The organism is Tahibacter harae (assembly GCF_024437735.1).
In the GTDB taxonomy this organism is placed as follows: Bacteria; Pseudomonadota; Gammaproteobacteria; order Xanthomonadales; family Rhodanobacteraceae; genus Tahibacter; species Tahibacter harae.
Map to the genome: position 1 here is coordinate 282,692 of NZ_JANFQO010000003.1, position 18,836 is coordinate 301,527.

The following is an 18,836-nucleotide window of genomic DNA, read 5'->3' on the forward strand; positions in this document are numbered from 1 at the left end:
TTTGGGCGGGATTGTTTCCGCGCCGCGCGCCCACAGGTGGCGGCTCTGGCGCGCACATCCGCGCACCACTGACTTCCCCGCGGCGCGCCAGCGGCCGCAACCGCAGCAGCGACGAGGCAGCGATGACCCAGCTTTCCATACTCGAACTCGGCCGTGTCCGCGAGGGATCCGACCGCCGCGCCGCCCTCGACGAAGCGCGCAACCTCGCCCGCCACGCCGAAGACTGGGGCTATCGCCGCTTCTGGGTGGCCGAGCACCACAACATGCCGACCGTGACCACCGCGGCAACCTCGCTGGTGATCGCCCATGTCGCCGCCGGCACGCGCACGATACGGGTCGGCGCCGGCGGCATCATGCTGCCCAACCATGCGCCGTACGTGATCGCCGAGCAGTTCGGCACCCTGGCCACGCTGTTTCCGGGCCGCATCGACCTGGGCCTGGGCCGCGCGCCGGGCACCGATCAGCTCACCCTGCGCGCGCTGCGGCGCGATCCGGCCAGCGCCGACCGCTTCCCGCAGGATGTACAGGAACTGCAGGCCTGGCTCGGCCCGGTGCAGCCCGGCCAGCGCATCGAGGCCGTGCCGGGCTCGGGCACCGAAGTTCCCTTGTGGATATTGGGATCAAGCCTGTTCGGCGCCCAGCTCGCCGCGGAGCTGGGTCTGCCCTACGGCTTCGCCTCGCATTTCGCGCCGGACGCGCTGGACACGGCGCTGCGCATCTACCGCGAGCGCTTCAAGCCCTCGGCCCAGCTGGAACGGCCCTACGTGCTGGTCGGCGTCAACATCATCGCCGCGCCCACCGATGCGGAGGCGCGCTTCCTCGCCACCTCACAGCAGATGTCCTTCACCGACATGTTCCGCGGCGCGCGCCGGCTGACCCAGCCGCCCATCGCCGATATCGACAGCTACTGGACGCCGCAGGAAAAGGCCCAGGCCTCGCACATGCTCGCCTGCAGCATCGTCGGCGCACCGGACACGGTGGGCGACGGCATGCAGGCGCTGCTGCAGCGCACCGGTGCGGACGAGCTGATGATCGTCTCGGACGTGTTCGATCCCGCCTTGCGGCTGCGCTCGTTCGCGTTGATCGCGCAAGCCGCCGGTATCGGCCGGCGCGGCAGCGAGAGCTAGCAGCCAGCTCCGCCGCGCACGCTCGACGCGGTCAGTGCAACGCAAATTCCGCCAATGCCACGCACCGCAGCGGCCGACAACGGCATCGCCCGACGACTGGCTTCCATGCTCCGGTCTTGGCCGCCGCAACGGCAAGACCCGCCTCGGAACGTGCCGGCAAAACAACGCATCGGCCGTCGATTACAGCGGGGAATCAAGCGATTGCACTACAAATCCAGAAGCGGGCGCAACCGTGCCGGCCGCTCGGCGCGGCGCGCGCGGCCGTGCCGCCGGTAACTTTCCGTCCGCTGTCATCCGGCGCCGCCAGGGCGTTTCTTTGACGCGCCGCTGAATCCTGCGTACGGTAGCCCTTGTGCGCTCGCACGGGGAACCGGTCCGCCTCGCGGTCCGGAAGTTGCGAAGCACCGGCCAACTGGAGATTGACTGCGACAGCCTGCGGCTGCCGCGTTGCGGAGTCGACACCAATCATTCAGCCATCCGGAATGGGGGACGCTCGCCGTGCGCAATTCGACAAAAATCCTTTTCGCCAGCTTTTTACTTTTCATCAACCTCAGCGGCATCGCCGCCGCCCAGACCTTCGTCGCCGGCCCGGGCCTGGCCCTGGCAGTTCCCGACAACGGCTACAACGGCACCCAGGGCAGCATGCTCTGCAATACCCTCGCCGTGCCCAGCGGCGGCGGCGACACGGTCGCCAGCGTGACGGTGAACATCGCCATGGTGCACAGCTTCGTCGGCGACCTCACCATCAAGCTGATCAGCCCGGCTGGCACGGTGGTCACCCTGGTATCGCGTCCGGGCGTACTCGAAAGCGCCGACGACGGCAACGACGCCGTGGGCTTCGGCGAGAACTCCAATCTCGCCATCGCCAACCCGCTGCTGTACGACGATGCGGCACCCAACCCGTCCGAACAGATGGGCAAGATTCCCAGCGACCTCGCCACCGGCGACACCATCTGCGCCTTCGCCGGCTCGCCCTGTACCTATGCGCCCTCGCCCGGCGCCGCCACCGCCGGCAATCTCGGTTCGCTGGCCGGCCAGAACAAGGTCGGCAACTGGCAGCTGTGCATTGGCGATTCGGCTTCCGCCGACACTGGCTCGCTGGACGGCTGGACCCTCACCCTGGGCACAACGCCCGTGACGCTGCAAAGCTATTCGGTGGATTGAAGCAACAGCGTCATTTGAGCAAAAGGCGCAGGCAGCCGCTGCCTGCGCTTTTTTCGTTACCCGGCCATCCGAATCAGCCCATGTCTTCCCTGCCCGCCCTGCTCAGCGAGATCCGCGCCTGTACCCGCTGCGCGGAACATCTGCCGCTGGGACCACGGCCCGTGCTGCAGGCGCAGGCATCGGCACGCATCCTGATCGCGGCGCAGGCGCCCGGACGCAAGGTGCACGCCAGCGGCCTGCCCTTCGACGATGTCAGCGGCAACACGCTGCGCCGCTGGCTGGGCATCTCGCGCGAACAGTTCTACGACGCGCGCCGCATCGCCATCGTGCCCATGGGTTTCTGCTATCCGGGCAGCGGCAGGTCCGGCGATCTGCCGCCGCGGCCCGAATGCGCGCCGGCCTGGCGCGCGGCGCTGCTGGCGCAGCTGAAACAGGTGCAGCTGCGTCTGGTGATAGGCCGCTACGCGCAGGCTTACCACTTTCCCGGTCATACGCAGTCGCTGACTGCCCTGGTCGCCGCCTGGCGCACGCAGTGGCCCACGCAGCTGCCGCTGCCGCATCCCAGTCCGCGCAACCGGCTCTGGTTCAAGCGCAATCCCTGGTTCGAGAGCGAGCTGGTGCCGCTGCTGCAGGCGCGCGTGGCGGAGCTGCTGGAAAACTGAAACGGCATCCGCGCCTGGAACAGCGCGCCGGCAACGTTCACGGCGCGCTGTCTTCCACTCCGATGAAACGACAAAGGGGCCGCGCGGCCCCTTTGTTCTTGCACCCGCCGGGCAGTCGCGCTCAGCGCTGTTCGATGGGCACGTAGGCGCGGTCGTCCGGTCCGACGTAGTTGGCGCTGGGACGGATGATCTTGCCGTCGATGCGCTGCTCGATGATGTGTGCGCTCCAGCCCGAGGTGCGCGCGATCACGAACAGCGGCGTGAACATCGGCGTGGGCACGCCCATCATGTGGTAGCTGGAGGCGCTGAACCAGTCGAGGTTGGGGAACATCTTCTTCAGGTCCCACATCAGCGTCTCTATGCGCTCGGACACCTCGAACAGGTTGCGGTTGCCGCCGTCCTCGCACAGGGCGCGGCTGATGTTCTTGATGATGGGGTTGCGCGGATCGGCGATGGTATAGACCGGATGGCCGAAGCCGATGATGATTTCCTTCTTCTCCATGCGCGCGCGGATGTCGGCCTCGGCCTCGTCCGCACTGCGGTAGCGCGCGATGATGTCCATGGCCACTTCGTTCGCGCCGCCGTGCTTGGGCCCGCGCAGCGCGCCGATCGCGCCGGTGATGGCGGAATAGAAATCGCTGTTGGTGCCGGCGATGACGCGGGCAGTGAAGGTCGAGGCGTTGAATTCGTGCTCGGCGTAGAGAATCAGCGACTGGTCCAGCGCGCGCTGGTGCAGGGCGCTGGCCGGCTTGCCGTGCAGCAAGTGCAGGAAATGCGCGGCGATGGTCTCGTCGTCGGTCTCGGTGTCGATGCGGCGGCCGTTGTGGCTGTAGTGGTACCAGTACAGCAGGATGGAACCGAAGCAGGCCATCAGGCGGTCGGCAATATCGCGCGCCTCGGAAATCGGATGGGCTTCCTTTTCCGGCAGCACGGTGCCCAGCACCGAGGCGCCGGTGCGCATCACGTCCATGGGATGGGTCGCCGCCGGCAGCAGTTCCAGCGCGGCCTTCACCGGCTGCGGCAGGCCGCGCAGGCGCTTGAGCTTGGCGCGGTAGGCCTTGAGTTCCGCCGCGGTGGGCAGGTGCTCGTGCACCAGCAGATGGGCGACTTCTTCAAACGTGGCCTTTTCCGCCAGATCGGCGATGTCGTAGCCGCGATAGTGCAGATCGTTGCCGCTGCGGCCCACGGTGCAGACCGCTGTGTTGCCGGCGGCCACGCCGGACAGGGCCACGGACTTCTTGGCCTTGGGAAGAACTTGTTGTGCCGCTTCGCTCATTGTGCACCTCGGGAAATATCCTGAAAAACGTTCGCAGCCAGGCAGCCAGGTCCTGCTGCGTATCCCACAACCCCGCCAGAGGTCCGCTGCGCGGGCCTTTGGCCGCCCCCTTCGACTCAAAGGGGCTCCAAAATCAGAAGCCGCTTGCGGCTCGATTTCGGGAATCTTCAATCATTGAATTCCTCGGCTTCATTGCGTGCGCAGTGGTTCACGGGCCGGTAGTCGTTGGCGCCGCTGGTCGTGGTGCCGACCCACCAGCATTCATCCAGCGTGGAGCAGAAGCACATGCGCCTGTCCATGCGCTGGAGGATCGGACGTACGCGGTCCCAGACGGGTTTGTCGGGGAAGCTCGCCATTACGTAGCGTTCGCCGCCGCTGATGATGGTGCCGTTGACGGTGGACTGGACGTAGTCGGCCGGAGTCACGCCGAGGATCTTCTCCAGTTCCTTCCAGTCGTGCACCACAGCACCGTCGACGGTGACGCGCACGCTGCGGATCAGCGCCGGGCCTACGCCCTTGTTCATCACCAGCACTTCCTGCAGGCTGCCGGAACTCATCAGCTGCAGCCGCGGCCAGACCTGGGCGCGCACCTGTTGCTGCTGCAGCATGGCCGTATACGCCGACACGCACAGGGCGAGCAGGCCGACCAGGGTCGCGATCACGGCGGAATACGCGGCCCAGTCGCGCTTGCGCGGCGGCTCCGGCGGCGGCAGGGTTTCGGGTTCCTGGGTCATTGACGGAAATCCTCGGCGCTGCGCGGGCACTGGGTCACCTGGCGGCGCTGCTTGAGGCTGTCCGTCTCGCGCTCGTCCAGCTGCCAGCAGTCGCCGAGGGTGGAGCAGTAGCACACGGCAACGTCTATGCGCCGGTACAGCGGATCGAACTGGCGGAACTGCGCCTCGTCGCGGATGGCCAGCTGCTGCACCAGACTGCCGGCAGGGATCACGATGCCGCCGACGGTGGAATAGGGCGGCAGCGGATCGAACTTCAGTCCCAGCGCGGCGAGGATGCTGTTCCAGTCCGGCTGCGGCTTGCCGTCGACGAACATCTGCACGGTCTCTATGCGCGCCGGGCCCACGCCCTTATTCGCCAGCAGCACGTAGCGGCCCGACTGGGACAGGCCGCTTTCGATGTAAGGCCACACCTGCGCGCGCACCTGCTGGTGCTGCAGCCAGGCGGTATAACCCGACACCAGCAGCGCCAGCAGGCCGATCAGCGCCGCGATCACAGCGGAGACGCCGTTCCAGTCGCGCCGGCGGCGCGCTGAATGATCCGCCCCGGGCGCCGCCTCGCTCATGTCACTCGCCGGACTTGGCGAACAGTTCGTCAAGCTTGCGCTCGTAGGCGTGGTAGCCGAGGAAGTCATACAGCGCTTCGCGCGTCTGCATGCTGGGCACCGCCGCCTTCTGCGTGCCGTCGCGGCGCACCGTCTCGTAGAAATTCAGCGCGGCCTGGTTCATGGCGCGGTAGGCGCCGCAGCAGTACAGCACGATGTCGACGCCGGCGCCGCCCAGTTCGGTCGTGGTGAACAGCGGGGTCTGGCCGAATTCGGTGATGTTGGCCAGGATCGGCACCTTCACCGCATCGCGGAACTGGCGGTACTGCTCCAGGGTGTAGATGGCCTCGGGGAAGATCATGTCGGCGCCGGCCTCGACGCAGGCCTGGGCACGTTCGATCGCCTTCTCCAGACCTTCCACCGCGATCGCGTCGGTGCGGGCCATGATGACGAAGCCGGGTTCCTGGCGCGCGTCCACCGCAGCCTTGATGCGGTCGACCATCTCGTCCTTGGGCACGATGGCCTTGCCCGGGCGATGTCCGCAGCGCTTGGCCGCAACCTGGTCTTCGATATGCATGGCGCCGGCGCCGGCCTTGATCAGCGAGCGCACGGTGCGGGCGATGTTGAAGGCGCCGCCCCAGCCCGTGTCCACGTCGACCAGCAGCGGCAGCGAGCAGACGTCGGTGATGCGGCGGATATCGGTCAGCACGTCTTCCATGGTGCTGATGCCCAGGTCCGGCATGCCCAGGGAGTTGGCAGCCACGCCGCCGCCGGAGAGATAGATCGCCTTGAAGCCGGTGCGCTCGGCCATGCGCGCGGCATAGGCGGTGATGGTGCCGACGACCTGCAGCGGCTGTTCGGCGGCGACTGCGGCGCGGAAACGCGCGCCGGCACTGAGGTTCTGGCTCATCGGATGCTCCGCTCAAAGAGCGCGATTTTAAGCCAGTTCGGCGATTTGGGCAGCCCGGGCGTTGGTAGGGGTCAAATTGGGGTGGATTCGGGATTCGGGATTCGGGATTCGGGATTCGGGATTCGGGATTCGGGATTCGGGATTCGGGGTTCGGGATTCGGGGTTCGGGGTTCGGGGTTCGGGGTTCGGGGTTCGGGGTTCGGGGTTCGGGGTTCGGGGTTCGGGGTTCGGGGTTCGGGGTTCGGGGTTCGGGGTTCGGGGTTCGCAGGGAGTGTGCGGCGGAATCCGGAGTTTCTTGCTAGTGAAATTTGCCGGATTTCTTAGAGAAAAAGCGGGAAGCGCCCTCTCCCCCAAGCTCGCTTGGGGAGAGGGCTTTCCCGCTCCGCACCGACACCCGCCTCAGCACCAACGCCGGCCCCAGCATCGACACCCGCCCCTACATCCGCCCCCGGCTCCCCTATCCCCTACAGCGTCAGAAACCCCAGATCCCGACTCGCGAAATTCCCCAGGTTCGGCAGGATGTCGTCGATGCCGCCCTCGCCCAGTCCGAACCAGCGCGCCAGGGTGGCGGCGTACTGGTCTACCGACAGGGTCGGAATCAGCTGCCCGTAGCCCGCGTCGTCCGGGTTGCCGCTCTGCGCCAGCGAGGGCATGCGGCCGTAGAAGCGCTGGCCGCGCACGGCGCCGCCGACGACGAAATGGTGGCCGCCCCAGCCATGATCGGTGCCGTCGCCGTTGATGGATACGGTGCGGCCGAAATCCGAGGCGGTAAAGGCGGTGACATTGCTGCCCAGGTTCAACTCCACCGTCGCGTCATGGAAGGCCTTGAGGCTGCGCGAAAGATCGCCCAGCAGGCCCGGATGCACCGCCTGCTGGCTGCCGTGCGTATCGAAACCGCCCAGGCTGACGAAGAAGATCTGCCGGCGCAGGTTCAGCACATTCCGCGCCTTGATCAGCCGCGCCACCATGTGCAGCTGGCGGCCCAGGCGGCTGACCGGGAACACCGTGGCCACGTCGCCGGCCGTGTTCAGCGCCGCGCCTATGGCCTGGTAGTTGGCGATGGCGCTGTTGAGCGCGCCGGCGTAGGCGCGTTCGAACACATGCGCCTGCGTACCCTGCTGGCGCAGCGCGTTGAACGCGGCGATGCCGGCGTCGTTGTTCCAGGCGTCGAGATAGCCGATCTCCTCCACGCCGTAGGAACTCATCACGTACTGATTGACCACGTCGCCGCGCTGAAAAAGCGCCTGGCTTTCCAGCGACACCAGCATGGACTGCTGCTGGTTGGGATTGCCGCTGTGCATGAGATCGGCGATGCGGCCGCCCCAGCCGCTGGCATTGCCGTCGTCGGGGCGCGAGGTCTGCCAGATGATGGCCTGGTCCTCGTGCGAGAACAGCTGCGGCGGCAGCGGCACGCTGCCGGCGATGTACTGCGCCTGCGTGGTCGGGCGCACCAGGGTGCCGACATTGGCCACGACGGCGGCCTGGCCGTTGTTGAACAGCCCGGCCAGCTCCGGCATCTGCGGATGCAGGCCGTACTGGGCGGAATCGCCGGGCAGGCCGTCGGCCAGAGGCTGCAGCGCGATGAGATCGTTCTGCGGCAATGCCAGCGCGCCGCGCGAGGCGGCGTAGACGGCGTGGTGACTGGCATCGCGCGGCACCACGGTATTGAAGCTGTCGTTGCCGCCGTGCAGGAAGACGCAGACCAGCGCCTTGTAATCGGGAAAGAGGCTGCCCCGGCCGGCGGCCACGGCGGCATTGAGCAGGCCCAGGCTGCCCAGCGCGGAACATGCGCCGGCGCCGCCCAGGGCGCCGTGCAGGCAGGTACGCAGGAAATCGCGGCGACTGTGTCTCATGGGCGCGTCCTCACTTCTGTATCGCATATTCGGGCGAGTTCAGCACCAGGTACAGCGCATGCTGCACCCGGTCGCGGCCGCCGTTGTCGTTGGGCAGGGCGTTGAGCCGGGTCAGCAGGACGTCGCGCATGAACGGCGACATCTGGCCGGACATCAGCAGCAGGTTGAGCCGGTCGATCAGCTGGCCGGGCTGGGCGGCGAGCGGATTCAAGGTCGCGCCGTAGTCCATCAGCAGCTGGTCCGGATCCTGCGCATAGCTGTAACTGCTGCCGACGTAAAAGTAGAAAATGCGCCAGTCCAGATCATTGGGCGTTGCCACCAGCATGGTATCGGTGGCGATCTGGAATTCCGGCGCGACCAGGCCCAGGTCGCGGACCTCGCCCGGCGGCTGGTAGCTGGGGCGGAAGAAATTGAACACGCTGGGCGAGCGCAGCGGCGCCTGGCCGTACCATTCCGACGGATCGATCAGCAGGTTGATGCGGCCGTTGGCCGAGCGCGGCGCGGTGATGCGCCACAGCTGTACCAGCTTGAGCAGCGGCTCGCGCAGCTTGCCGTAGCGGTCTGCGTTGGCGCCCCAGTGGCCGTTGCGCGCCTCGGTATCCAGCAGTATCGCCTTCACCACCGCGCCCAGGTCGCCGCGCACGCCGGTGCCGTTGTCGACGAACTTCGCCGCGACGCGGGCCACGTAGGCCGGGCTGGGATTGCTGGTGACCAGGCGCTGGATCAGCTGGCGCGCGATGAACGGCGCGACGTTGGGATGGCCGGCGATATTGTCCAGCGCCGCGGCCAGCTCGGCCTGGGCCGTGCCCGGAGCGAGCAGCCCCCCGGGCAGCTGGACCTGATCGTAGACCAGCAGTTGCTTGGTGCTGCTGTTGTCGTGGTAGGCCTCGAACGGCAGCATGGCCTCGCGCACCGAGGCCGAGGCCGGATCGTGGTATTCGCCCACGCAGTCCGGATATTCGGCGCTGGAGCAGTTGTTGTAGTTCCAGCCGGTGAACACATGGGCGAAGCCGCGCACGGTGTTCTGGTTGTAGGTCGGCACCGGCTGGCCGTTGACCAGTATCGGCACGCCGCCGGGGTCGAGCTGCTTCAGGCCGATTGAAAACAGCTGCAGGATTTCACGCGCGAAATTCTCGTCGGGACGTATGTTCAGCGCCGCGTCCGGCTTGCGGTTGCCGATCATGGACAGGTACACGCCCATGGCCGGATGCAGGGTCACGTCCTGCAGCAGCTGGCGGTAATTGCCGAAAGCGTTGCGCGCGAGCATGTCGTGCCAGCTGGCCAGCGACCACGCTTGCAGCTGCAGGCCGGCGTTCTGGTCGGAGACGACGAAGATCTCCGACAGGGCGAAGGCCACGCGCTGGCGCAGCTGGTCGCGATGCACCAGCGGCGGATTGCTGGGGTCGTACAGGCCGACCGCATTGATAAGCCAGGCTTCCAGCCGCTGCGGCTGGTAGACGCCGTTCTGGCCCGGGGGCCGCGTCGAAACCCAGTCCAGATACGGTGCCTGGTAGGACGGCGCCGCGGCGAACTGTTCGGCGAACCAGGCGTCGTAGCCGATCTGGCGCAGGTGCTGAATGTCGTCCAGGGTCGCGCCGAACGTGGCCTGGTTGAGGAAGCGCGCGGCTTCCTGGTCCGTATGCGGGCCGCTGGCGGCGGATTCAAAGCCGCTGCGCAGCATGGCGTCGGGCCGATGGCTGAGCTGCGCACCGGCCGTCGTCGCCGCCAGCAGCAGCAGGCCGGCGGCAGCGGTGCGCCAGCGCGCGCGGCCGCGGCTTGCCTTCCCTGTATTCATATCCGTTCTCCCGTTGTGTTGCGCACCAGGCTGCAACGCCGCGCGCCGGGGCAACCGAACGCGGCAAAACGCGGCGCCGTTCACAGATCCGCCAACGGGCGCGGCAAACCGCGAAATGCGTCACCCGGGCAGCGTGGGCGCAAGGCTCGGACTGGTGCGGAAGCGGCGTCGTGACGGCGGGCGCGTTATGCGCGGCGCGGCGGACGGACGGCGCGGCCGGATGCCTCAGCGGCGGCGCGGTCCAGTGCAGGAGCGCGGCGCAGGCCGGTAGCCGGACGACGGCGCGGCGTACTGGCGCACACGGGTACGCCGGACGGATAGCGCAACGACGGCGTGCGGTTCGGCAACCGGCGGTCGCCGGACCGATGCGGCCGGCGACCGCGATGCAACGATGCCGGTCTGCGCCCGCCCGGCGCCGGCGACCGCCGGCGCGCGGGAAAACGTCTGAGGGCTCAGGATTTGCGCCGCGTCGCGGCTCGTCTGTCCGGCGCCGGTTTTCGCGCAGCGGGCTTGCCTGCCGCCGGCTTTCGCGCCGCGGGCTTGCCATTCGCAGACTTCTGCAGCGGAAGCTTGCCTGCCTTCGGCTTGCGCGTCTGGTCTGCCTCCCGCTTGCGCGGCGCCACCGCGGCGTCCGCAGCAACCGGCCTGGTCCGCGCCGTTGCACCGGCTGCGGCCGCCGGCCGCGCCGCCGTCTTCGTCCGCTTCGCCGGCGCAGTTCCGGCGCCTGCGCCAGCTTTGCCTCGTCGCGCCGCGCGCGGTGCCGGCGGCGGCGCCCACAGCTCGCGGTCCAGATTGCGGCCCCAGCCGAAATCGTCCAGCCGCACCCGGCCGCCTTCCACGCGCACGCCTTCGCCGATCAGGCGCGCGCGCTGCTCGCGGTAGGACGCGGACTGCGGCGGAAATGCAATACGACCATCGGAGCGCAGCACGCGGAACCAGGGCACTTCCAGGCCTTCGGGCACCTGGCCCAGCACCTTGCCGACCAGGCGCGCCCGGCCCGGCAGCCCGGCGCGGCCGGCGATTTCGCCATAACTGCTGACCTGGCCTGGCGGAATGCGCCGTATCGTGTCCCAGATGCGTTGCGCCGCTTCCTCGCCCGCAGGCGGTGCGGCCTCTTCCGCATCCTCGTTTGTCAAGCCTTGTTTCGCCATCCGTCCAACCCCACTGCCCCGCCTCAGCCCGGCGCCGGCACGGTAGCATACGGGCCATTCCCTACCTGGAGAGTTCATTCATGCACAGCTTCGAGCAAATCCGCTCGCATATCAGCGCCAAGCACCAGCTGCGCATCAACGACCCGTATCTGATCAGCTTCGACATGCTGCTGTCCGGCGGCAGCCGCCACCAGGGCATCTATCTGTCCGAGCTGGATCACGAGGACGGCCGCAAATTCCTGCGCATCTCCACGCCGATAGGCCCGCTCACCGGCATGGATGCCAAGCGCTGCCTGCGCTTCAACTGGGAACAGCGCGTGGGTTATCTCGCCGTCAGCGATCTGGACGGCTCGCCGTATCTGCAGCTGTGCGAGAACCGCCCGTACGAGAACCTGGTGGTCGAGGAAATCGATCTGCTGATCGCCGAGATGGGCCCGCTGGGCGACCGCATGGAACAGGCGATTTCGGCGGGCGGCGACGCATTCTGAGATCCGCGCGCAACGGCGCCCGGCTTGCAGCACTGCACGCCACCCGCGGCGACGGCGCGGCGGGTGGCGTCGATCTTTTTTGCCGCGATGCGCGCAAAGCGTATACGCGCCAACGCCGCAGAGCCTCTGGACGCCGTCCCTGGGTGCACGCGACCGGTGTTTCGCACACCGGGCATGGCGGCAGCTTTACCTCGCTGCACACCAGGCTGCGGCAACGCGGACAGCGGCCCTGCTCGTAGAAGCCAATGCGCCGCTGCCGTTGCGCATTGAAGCCGGCCAGTTCGACGATGACGTCATCCGGCGCCGAACAAGCCCACGTCGGCGACGATGTACTTGGTGAGGGATTGCACCGCGCCGCTGCTGTCGCGGAACAACTCGGCACGTTGCTCGAACACCTGGCTCACCGCAACGATGATGTCTTCGCTGCTCATGCCGGCGAGGAGTTCGACCAGTGCCCTGGTCTTGTCCTCGTCCGGCATGCTCTTTCGTCCTAGCGCTTGACCACGCCGTTGACCAGGCGCGCGATGCCCAGCGGATTGTCCTGCTGCAGCGCCGGCGGCAGCAAGGCATCGGGCACGTTCTGGTAGCACACGCGGCGCGCGAAGCGTTCGATCGCCGCGGTGCCCACCGAGGTGCTGCGCGCATCCGAACTGGCCGGATACGGCCCGCCGTGCACCATGGCCGCGCAGACTTCCACGCCGGTAGGCACGCCGTTCATCAGCACGCGGCCGGCCACATCGGCCAGCAGCTCCAGCAGCGGCGCGGCTGCGGCCTCATCAGCCGCATCGGCAAGCAGGGTCGCGGTGAGCTGGCCCTGCAGGCTGGCGGCGACAGCCAGGGTCTGCGCGGCGCTGTCGCTGCGCACGATCAGGCTGGTGGGACCGAACACTTCTTCCTGCAGCGCCGGTTCGGCCAGGAAGCGCGCGGCGGAAACCTCGAACAAGTTCGGTTGTGCACAACCGCGCACCTGCGCCGGCGCGACCAGCGCCGTGACGCCGTCGATATGACCCAGCTCCTGCGCGCCCTGGGCATGCCGGCCGGCAATGCCGGCGGTCAGCATGGGCGCGGCGGAAGAAGCCGTGAAGCGCGTGCGCAGCGCGTCGCGCAGCGCATCGCCGTCGGCACCGGCGGGAACCACCAGCAGGCCCGGGCTGGTGCAGAACTGGCCCACGCCCTGCAGCACGGAGGCATGCAGCTGTTCGGCGATGGCGGCGCCGCGCGCGGCCAGCGCCGCAGGCATCACGAAGACGGGATTGATGCTGCCCATCTCGGCGAATACCGGAATCGGCTGCGGCCGCGCCGCGGCCAGGTCCATCAGCGCGCGGCCGCCGGCGGTGGAGCCGGTAAATGCGACGGCGCGCACCGCCGGGTGCTGCACCAGCGCCTTGCCCACCTCCAGGCCCGCATCGAACAGCAGCGAGAACGTGCCCGGCGGAAAGCCGCAGCGCGCGACCGCCGCGGCGATGGCCGCCGCGGCGCGCTCGCCGGTGGCCGGATGGGCCGGATGCGCCTTGACGATAACCGGGCAGCCGGCCGCCAGCGCACTGGCCGTGTCGCCGCCGGCGACCGAGAACGCGAGCGGAAAATTGCTCGCGCCGAATACCACCACCGGCCCCAGGGCGCGGCGCAGCGAGCGGATATCCGGCCGCGGCAGCGGCTGGCGCTGCGGATCGGCGCTGTCGATGCGCGCATCGACCCAGCTGCCCTCTTCCACCAGGCCGGCGAACAGGCGCAGCTGGCCCACGGTGCGGCCCAGCTCGCCCGCGGCACGCGCGGCGGGCAATGCGGTTTCCAGCGGCACCAGCGCTTCCAGATCGCTGCGCGCGGCTTCCAGTTCTTCGGCGATGGCACGCAGCAGCGCGGCACGCTCAGTGCCGCTGCGGCGGGCCAAGTCCGGCGCTGCGGCCGCGGCCAGCTGCACGGCGCGCTCGACCTCCGCCGCGCTGGCGCTGTGGTAGGCCGGGGCCAGGGTCTCGCCGCTGGCGGGGTTCACGCCGTGGAAGCTGGCGCCGCCGGTTTCGCCGTAGGCGCCGCCGACCAGGGAAACGCCGCGCAGAAGGTAATTTGTCATTTCTGTAATTCCGGATCAGGAGAAACAGCCGCGGTCCACGCGGGGACCGCGGCGGGCATGGCGCAGGAGCAGTAGTGTAGATCCGCCGCCGCGACACGGCCGCGGCACTGTGCCGCCGCGGCCGCAACAGGCAATCCCTGCCGCGCGCCGGCGGCATCGCTTTGCGCACCACGAATACAGCAACGGCGCCGCAGCTTCCGCCGCGGCGCCGTGCAATTTACGCAGGCCGCCGCAATGGCGGCCGGGGCAGGCCGGCGCTTCATCCCAGCCAGCGTCCACGCCGCAGCCGCGCCCGCGGCGGCGGCAGAAACGCGGGCCGGTACAGCCCGGGCGGCACGGCAATTCCTGCCGGCAGGCCGTACATGCCGCGCCGCCGGCCGGTTCAGAGCGCGGGACGCTCGGCCAGCGCCTTGCGGATGATCGCCAGCGCTTCCTCGCGCTCGGCGCCGACCACTTCCAGACGCGGCGGACGCACGCGCTCGTGGCCCCAGCCCGCTTCCTGCTGGATCAGCTTGATCAGCTGCACGAACTTGACCACGGTATCCAGGCGCAGCAGCGGCAGGTGCCAGCGATACAGCGCGCGCGCCTCGTCCCAGCGGCCGGCCTTGGCCAGCTCGAACTGGGCGACGGATTCCTTGGGCAGCGCATTGACCGTGCCGGCCACCCAGAACTCCGCGCCGGCGGCCACGCCTTCGCAGACCATATCGTCGAGGCCCACGCCCACGCGCACGCGCTCGCCCAGCAGGGCGACCAGCGCGGTGACGCGGCGCGAATCGCCGCTGGATTCCTTCACCGCCTGCAGGTTGGGGAATTCCGCGGCCAGCTCGGCCACCTGGGCCGCGCTGAAATCGGTCTTGTAGGCCGGCGGGTTGTTGTACAGCATGCAGGGCAGATCGGTGGCGGCGATCACCGCCACGACATGCGCCTTCATCTCGCGCCAGTCGCTCGAATACACGTACGGCGGCAGCACCATCAGGCCGCCGCAGCCGGCTTCCTTGGACGCCTTGGCCAGGCGCACGGCCTCGTCGGTGGACAGCGCGGCGATGCCCGGGATCACCGGCACCTTGCCTTCGGTCGCGGCGACGCAGGTCTTGATAAGGGCCACCTTCTCGTCGAAGGTCAGGGTGGCGCCCTCGCCCAGCGAACCGCAGGGAATGATGCCGCGGCAGCCGTTGTCGATCAGCCAGCGCACGTGGCGGGCGACGAAGGCGTGGTCGATCTGCAGCGCGTCGTCGAACGGAGTGGTGATGGCGGGCAGCACGCCTTGCCAGATGGTGCTCATGTCGGATCCTGTGGTGGGTTTTCAGAACTGCTTGTTGCGGTGAAGCAGGCCAGGCTGGCCGGTGCCAGCGGCGGACGCGGGGTGGCCGCATTCCAGCCGAACAGGAACTCGGTGGCGGCGCCGCAGATGCGCCCCTGGCAATGGCCCATGCCCAGACGCAGCTGCAGCCGGGCCTCGCGCGTGCCGGTGCAGGTCGCAGCCGCGCCGTAACGCACGTTTTCGCAGCGGCAGAGCACGGTGTCGGGCTCGGCCAGGCGGCGCAATTCGTCGCGCAGCACGAAATGGCGGCGCAGGTTCGCGGCGAAGCGGTCGCTCTGGCGCCGCCGCGCCAGCGCCGCCCCCGCCAGCTCGGCCCGGCCGGCCGCGGCGCAGCCGGCGATCTCGCCCTGCGCCAGCGCCTGGTCCACGCCGCCTATGCCGGTGCCTTCGCCGGCGCAGTAGACGCCGGCGACCGAGGTGTGCTGGTGACCGTCGACCCAGACCGCGCCGTCGCGCAGCTCGCAGCCCAGCGCGCGCGCGATGTCGGTGTTGGGCAGCAGGCCGAAGCCGACGGCGAGCGCGTCGCAGTGGATCTGCTCGCGGTGCGAACCGCTGGCCAGGGTGACGCTGCGCACGCGGTCGTCGCCGTCGGCATGCGCCACCCAGGTATTGCCGCGGTAGCGCACGCCGGCCAGGCGGCGCGCCAGTCCAGCGGCCTGTGCCAGCTTGCGCGGATGGCGCAGCAGGCCGGCGCCGAAGCCGGCGAGATCGCGCCAGCCGGTCTGTTCGGCGATGCGCACGATTTTCGCGCCCAGGCCGCGCAGCGTGGCCGCGGCGGCCAGCAGCAGCGGGCCGCTGCCCGCGATGACGATGCGCTGGCCGGCCACCGGCCAGCCGTTCTTGGCCAGCACCTGCAGACCGCCGGCGCCGAACACGCCGGGCAAGGTCCAGCCGGGGAACGGCAGCAGGCGTTCGCGCGCGCCGCCGGCGATCACCAGGCGTTCGCAGCGCACGCGCAGCGGACCGCTGTCGCCGTCGAACACGGCCAGGCCGGGCGCCGGCAGATCGATCAGGCGCAGGCCGTAGCGCGTTTCCACCGGGCTGGCGCGCAGCGCACCCAACCACTGGCGCGCGGCAGGATCCGTCGCTTTGTTCCATTGTCCACGCCAGATCTGTCCGCCCGGCTCCGCCTGCATGTCCACCAGCAGGGCGCGCGCGCCGGCGCGCTCGGCGCTGACCGCCGCAGCGATGCCGGCGGGGCCGGCGCCGACGACCAGGATCTCGGTGCGCAGTTCACGCATCACGGCTTATCTCCATGCCTTCGCGCACCCGTACCAGGCAGCCCAGGCGCTCCACGCCATCGATGCGCACGCGGCACTCAAAGCACACGCCCATGCCGCAGCAGGCCGCGCGCGGCGTGCCGTCCAGGCTGTGGCGGGTGCTGCTGAAGCCGGCGCTGCGCAGCGCCGCCGCGACGGAACACTCCGCCGGCACCTGAATTTCCACTCCATCCACCCGCACACACAGTTCAGGCGGCATGGCTTACCTGTGCGGCAAAGCGCGCCGGAGCGTAGGGCGCGGCGTCGAACGGCAGCGGCTGGTCGAACAGCTGGGCGGCGAGCAGGTCGGCCGTGCCCAGCGCCGTGGTCACGCCCAGGCCTTCGTGGCCGCAGGCCAGCCACACGCCGGGACGCGCCGGCCAAGGGCCGATCAGCGGGCGGTGGTCGGGCGTGGTCGGGCGGAAGCCGGTCCAGGCGCGCAGCGCGGTCAGGCTGCCCAGGCCGGGCAGGAAGGCCTGCGCGCGCTCGACCAGGCGCGCCAGCAGGCGCGGTGTGACTTCGCAGGAAAGATCGTCGAACTGGCGCGTAGACCCCAGCAGCAGCTGGCCCGAAGGCCGCGGCTGCACATTGAAGGCTACCGATTCGCCATCGCCGCCGTGGGCGCTCTGGATATAGCCCAGCTCGACCAGCTGATGATTCACCGTCGGCGCCAGCCGCGTGGTAATCAGCAGATGGCCCTTGCGCTTGCGCACCGGCACGCTGCACAGCAGCTCCGGCGCAGCGCAGCCGTTGGCGACGATGACGCGCGGCGCGCGCAGCTCGCTGCCGTCGGCCAGTATCACCCCGCCGTCGACCAGGGTGCGCACATTCACGCCGGCGCGCACATCGGCGCCGGCCGCGGCGGCGCGGCGGGCGAGGAAGGCGGCGGCGACCGGCGGATACACCACCGCATCGGCCGGCACGCGCAGGCCGCCGGCCAGGCCGGGCGCCAGCGCGGGTTCACAAAGTTTCAATTGCGCTTCATCCACGAGTTCACTGGCGATGCCGGCGGCGGCCAGGCGGCGCTGCTTGTGCGCGGCCTCGGCCATTTCCGCCGCATCGCGCGCGATCCACAAGGTGCCGGTGGCGCGGTATTCCGCCGCCGCCGGCAGCTGCGGCGCAAGTTCGCGCCAGCGGGCGCAGGAATAGGCCGACAGGGCCAGTTCGGCCGGATCGTCGTCCAGCACCACCAGATGCCCCATCGAGGCCGCGGTCGCCGCGCCGCCGAGCACGTCGCGCTCCAGCAGGCAGACCGCGCGGCGCTCCCGCGCCAGCCGGTCGGCAATAGCGCAGCCGACGATGCCGCCGCCGATGACGATAGCGTCGAAGTTCACGCAAAACCCCAGGCGAACGGATCGGCCGGATCGAATACCAGCGTGGCCTCGGCCACGACATGGGCGCGGCCGCTGATCAGCGGCAGGATGCTGTCCTCGTCGATGCGGCGGTAGCGCGCCTGGAATTCGCTGCCGATCACGCTCTGCTGGCGCCACACCGTCTCCGGTGCGAGCTTGCCGTCGGCGGCCAGGCAGGCCAGCTTGGCGCTGGTGCCGGTGCCGCAGGGCGAGCGGTCGTAGGCCAGGCCCGGGCAGAGCACGAAATTGCGCGAATCCGCGCCGTCGGTGCCGGCGGCGACCAGTTCCACATGGTCGATCTCCGCACCGTCGCGGCCGCGTACGCCGCCGCGTTCCAGCGCCTGGCGGATCGCGCCGGAGCAACGCATCAGCGCGTCGATATTGCTGCGTTCTATGGCCAGGCCGTGGTCATCGACCAGGAAGAACCAGTTGCCGCCCCAGGCGATATCGCCGTGCACGCGGCCGTGGCCCGGCACGTCCAGCGCCACTGCCTTGGCGTGGCGGTAGCTGGGCACGTTGGCGATGGTGGTGCGGCCGTCCTCGCCGAGTTCCGCCGCAACCACGCCGACCGGCGTCTCGAACTGGAATTTGCCCGCTTGTATACGCCCCATGTGGCGCAGTGTCTCCACCACGCCGAGCAGGCCGTGGCCGCACATGCCGAGGTAGCCCACGTTGTTGAAAAACACCACGCCGGCTACACAGTCACTGCGCGTGGGCGCAAGCAGATAAGCGCCTACCAGTACATCCGAACCGCGTGGCTCGCAGGCGATGGCGCGGCGCCAGGCGTCGTGTTCCTGCGCCAGCAGGCTGCGCGCTGCGGCCGGGTCCAGCCCGGTCAGATCGGGGCCGCCGGCAACGACGACGCGGGTCGGCTCACCGCCGGTATGCGAATCAATGACGCGGATCTGGCTCATGCGCGGGAAGGATCAGGACAGTCACGAAATGCTAACCAAGCCTGCCCCAGGCGGATTGGCTGCTAGCCCTGCGGCCACGGGACGAATCGCACAATTTGCAATACGCGCACGCAGCTTCGACCAAAGTATACGTAGGGGTGGGGTTGGAGACTGGGGATTCGGGACTGGGATTCGCAGCAGCGCCAGTTGTCCGGCCGCTTGTTCAGGTTCGTCAAGA

Annotated in this window: 18 protein-coding genes; 4 read left to right on the forward strand and 14 right to left on the reverse strand. The window is 69.2% G+C overall.

Features of this window, described 5'->3' with window-relative positions; all coding sequences use genetic code 11:
• The first annotated feature begins 122 nt into the window (after positions 1-122).
• The 3 genes from NM961_RS04625 to NM961_RS04635 all read left to right on the forward strand — a co-directional run bounded on the left by NM961_RS04625 (position 123) and on the right by NM961_RS04635 (position 2,953).
• Entirely contained in the window at positions 123-1,127 is a 1,005-nt protein-coding gene (locus NM961_RS04625; RefSeq protein ID WP_255911869.1) for an LLM class flavin-dependent oxidoreductase, read from the forward strand.
• A 498-nt stretch (positions 1,128-1,625) separates the two neighbouring features.
• Positions 1,626-2,291: a proprotein convertase P-domain-containing protein gene (locus tag NM961_RS04630; protein ID WP_255911871.1), complete on the forward strand. Its 666-nt coding sequence runs from the start codon at positions 1,626-1,628 to the stop codon at positions 2,289-2,291.
• Positions 2,292-2,371: 80 nt separating this feature from the next.
• The gene (locus NM961_RS04635; RefSeq protein ID WP_255911873.1) at positions 2,372-2,953 is read left to right on the forward strand and encodes a uracil-DNA glycosylase family protein; all 582 of its coding nucleotides are present in this window, start codon (positions 2,372-2,374) and stop codon (positions 2,951-2,953) included.
• Between the two features lie 121 nt (positions 2,954-3,074).
• Here the strand turns inward: NM961_RS04635 and prpC are convergent, their stop codons facing one another.
• The 7 genes from prpC to NM961_RS24110 all read right to left on the reverse strand — a co-directional run bounded on the left by prpC (position 3,075) and on the right by NM961_RS24110 (position 11,199).
• Entirely contained in the window at positions 3,075-4,229 is a 1,155-nt protein-coding gene (gene prpC, locus NM961_RS04640; RefSeq protein WP_255911902.1) for a bifunctional 2-methylcitrate synthase/citrate synthase, read from the reverse strand.
• A gap of 167 nt (positions 4,230-4,396) precedes the next feature.
• Positions 4,397-4,963 (reverse strand): hypothetical protein, encoded by a 567-nt coding sequence (locus tag NM961_RS04645; RefSeq protein WP_255911904.1) that lies wholly within the window; start codon positions 4,961-4,963, stop codon positions 4,397-4,399.
• A complete protein-coding gene (locus NM961_RS04650; RefSeq protein WP_255911906.1) occupies positions 4,960-5,526 on the reverse strand; it encodes a hypothetical protein in 567 nt (188 codons plus the stop codon). The genes NM961_RS04645 and NM961_RS04650 overlap by 4 nt, the downstream gene beginning before the upstream one ends.
• A gap of 1 nt (position 5,527) precedes the next feature.
• Positions 5,528-6,415: a methylisocitrate lyase gene (gene prpB / locus NM961_RS04655; RefSeq protein ID WP_255911909.1), complete on the reverse strand. Its 888-nt coding sequence runs from the start codon at positions 6,413-6,415 to the stop codon at positions 5,528-5,530.
• A gap of 464 nt (positions 6,416-6,879) precedes the next feature.
• Entirely contained in the window at positions 6,880-8,268 is a 1,389-nt protein-coding gene (locus NM961_RS04660; protein WP_255911911.1) for a DUF1501 domain-containing protein, read from the reverse strand.
• A 10-nt stretch (positions 8,269-8,278) separates the two neighbouring features.
• A complete protein-coding gene (locus tag NM961_RS04665; protein ID WP_255911913.1) occupies positions 8,279-10,063 on the reverse strand; it encodes a DUF1800 domain-containing protein in 1,785 nt (594 codons plus the stop codon).
• Between the two features lie 452 nt (positions 10,064-10,515).
• Positions 10,516-11,199: an MGMT family protein gene (locus NM961_RS24110; protein WP_343231903.1), complete on the reverse strand. Its 684-nt coding sequence runs from the start codon at positions 11,197-11,199 to the stop codon at positions 10,516-10,518.
• Between the two features lie 95 nt (positions 11,200-11,294).
• Between NM961_RS24110 and NM961_RS04675 the strand changes: the two genes are divergently transcribed.
• Complete coding sequence (locus NM961_RS04675; RefSeq protein ID WP_255911915.1) at positions 11,295-11,702, forward strand: hypothetical protein; 408 nt, start codon at positions 11,295-11,297, stop codon at positions 11,700-11,702.
• Positions 11,703-11,995: 293 nt separating this feature from the next.
• Here NM961_RS04675 and NM961_RS04680 read toward each other — a convergent pair whose 3' ends face one another.
• The 7 genes from NM961_RS04680 to NM961_RS04710 all read right to left on the reverse strand — a co-directional run bounded on the left by NM961_RS04680 (position 11,996) and on the right by NM961_RS04710 (position 18,619).
• Positions 11,996-12,181 (reverse strand): hypothetical protein, encoded by a 186-nt coding sequence (locus NM961_RS04680; protein ID WP_255911917.1) that lies wholly within the window; start codon positions 12,179-12,181, stop codon positions 11,996-11,998.
• Positions 12,182-12,192: 11 nt separating this feature from the next.
• A complete protein-coding gene (locus NM961_RS04685) occupies positions 12,193-13,773 on the reverse strand; it encodes an aldehyde dehydrogenase (NADP(+)) (protein WP_255911919.1) in 1,581 nt (526 codons plus the stop codon).
• A 382-nt stretch (positions 13,774-14,155) separates the two neighbouring features.
• Positions 14,156-15,055 carry a dihydrodipicolinate synthase family protein gene (locus NM961_RS04690; protein ID WP_255911921.1) on the reverse strand — a complete coding sequence of 300 codons (900 nt, stop codon included), beginning with the start codon at positions 15,053-15,055 and terminating at the stop codon, positions 14,156-14,158.
• The gene (locus tag NM961_RS04695; protein WP_255912202.1) at positions 15,052-16,335 is read right to left on the reverse strand and encodes an NAD(P)/FAD-dependent oxidoreductase; all 1,284 of its coding nucleotides are present in this window, start codon (positions 16,333-16,335) and stop codon (positions 15,052-15,054) included. Before NM961_RS04695 ends, NM961_RS04690 begins: the two co-directional genes overlap by 4 nt.
• The gene (locus NM961_RS04700) at positions 16,328-16,573 is read right to left on the reverse strand and encodes a 2Fe-2S iron-sulfur cluster-binding protein (protein WP_255911923.1); all 246 of its coding nucleotides are present in this window, start codon (positions 16,571-16,573) and stop codon (positions 16,328-16,330) included. Before NM961_RS04700 ends, NM961_RS04695 begins: the two co-directional genes overlap by 8 nt.
• Positions 16,563-17,687, reverse strand: a complete 1,125-nt coding sequence (locus NM961_RS04705; RefSeq protein WP_255911925.1) for an NAD(P)/FAD-dependent oxidoreductase — start codon at positions 17,685-17,687, stop codon at positions 16,563-16,565. The genes NM961_RS04700 and NM961_RS04705 overlap by 11 nt, the downstream gene beginning before the upstream one ends.
• The gene (locus NM961_RS04710) at positions 17,684-18,619 is read right to left on the reverse strand and encodes a proline racemase family protein (protein ID WP_255911927.1); all 936 of its coding nucleotides are present in this window, start codon (positions 18,617-18,619) and stop codon (positions 17,684-17,686) included. Before NM961_RS04710 ends, NM961_RS04705 begins: the two co-directional genes overlap by 4 nt.
• Positions 18,620-18,836 lie beyond the last annotated feature (217 nt).

Excerpts from the sequence above, each read along its gene's own strand:
- NM961_RS04665 (WP_255911913.1), bottom strand. The coding sequence starts at position 10,063 with ATGAATACAGGGAAGGCAAGCCGCGGCCGCGCGCGCTGGCGCACCGCT.
- prpB (WP_255911909.1), bottom strand. The coding sequence starts at position 6,415 with ATGAGCCAGAACCTCAGTGCCGGCGCGCGTTTCCGCGCCGCAGTCGCC.
- NM961_RS04625 (WP_255911869.1), top strand. The coding sequence starts at position 123 with ATGACCCAGCTTTCCATACTCGAACTCGGCCGTGTCCGCGAGGGATCC.
- NM961_RS04710 (WP_255911927.1), bottom strand. The coding sequence starts at position 18,619 with ATGAGCCAGATCCGCGTCATTGATTCGCATACCGGCGGTGAGCCGACC.
- NM961_RS04645 (WP_255911904.1), bottom strand. The coding sequence starts at position 4,963 with ATGACCCAGGAACCCGAAACCCTGCCGCCGCCGGAGCCGCCGCGCAAG.
- NM961_RS04635 (WP_255911873.1), top strand. The coding sequence starts at position 2,372 with ATGTCTTCCCTGCCCGCCCTGCTCAGCGAGATCCGCGCCTGTACCCGC.
- NM961_RS04685 (WP_255911919.1), bottom strand. The coding sequence starts at position 13,773 with ATGACAAATTACCTTCTGCGCGGCGTTTCCCTGGTCGGCGGCGCCTAC.
- NM961_RS04660 (WP_255911911.1), bottom strand. The coding sequence starts at position 8,268 with ATGAGACACAGTCGCCGCGATTTCCTGCGTACCTGCCTGCACGGCGCC.
- NM961_RS04680 (WP_255911917.1), bottom strand. The coding sequence starts at position 12,181 with ATGCCGGACGAGGACAAGACCAGGGCACTGGTCGAACTCCTCGCCGGC.
- NM961_RS04650 (WP_255911906.1), bottom strand. The coding sequence starts at position 5,526 with ATGAGCGAGGCGGCGCCCGGGGCGGATCATTCAGCGCGCCGCCGGCGC.
- NM961_RS04695 (WP_255912202.1), bottom strand. The coding sequence starts at position 16,335 with ATGCGTGAACTGCGCACCGAGATCCTGGTCGTCGGCGCCGGCCCCGCC.
- NM961_RS04690 (WP_255911921.1), bottom strand. The coding sequence starts at position 15,055 with ATGAGCACCATCTGGCAAGGCGTGCTGCCCGCCATCACCACTCCGTTC.
- prpC (WP_255911902.1), bottom strand. The coding sequence starts at position 4,229 with ATGAGCGAAGCGGCACAACAAGTTCTTCCCAAGGCCAAGAAGTCCGTG.
- NM961_RS04700 (WP_255911923.1), bottom strand. The coding sequence starts at position 16,573 with ATGCCGCCTGAACTGTGTGTGCGGGTGGATGGAGTGGAAATTCAGGTG.
- NM961_RS04675 (WP_255911915.1), top strand. The coding sequence starts at position 11,295 with ATGCACAGCTTCGAGCAAATCCGCTCGCATATCAGCGCCAAGCACCAG.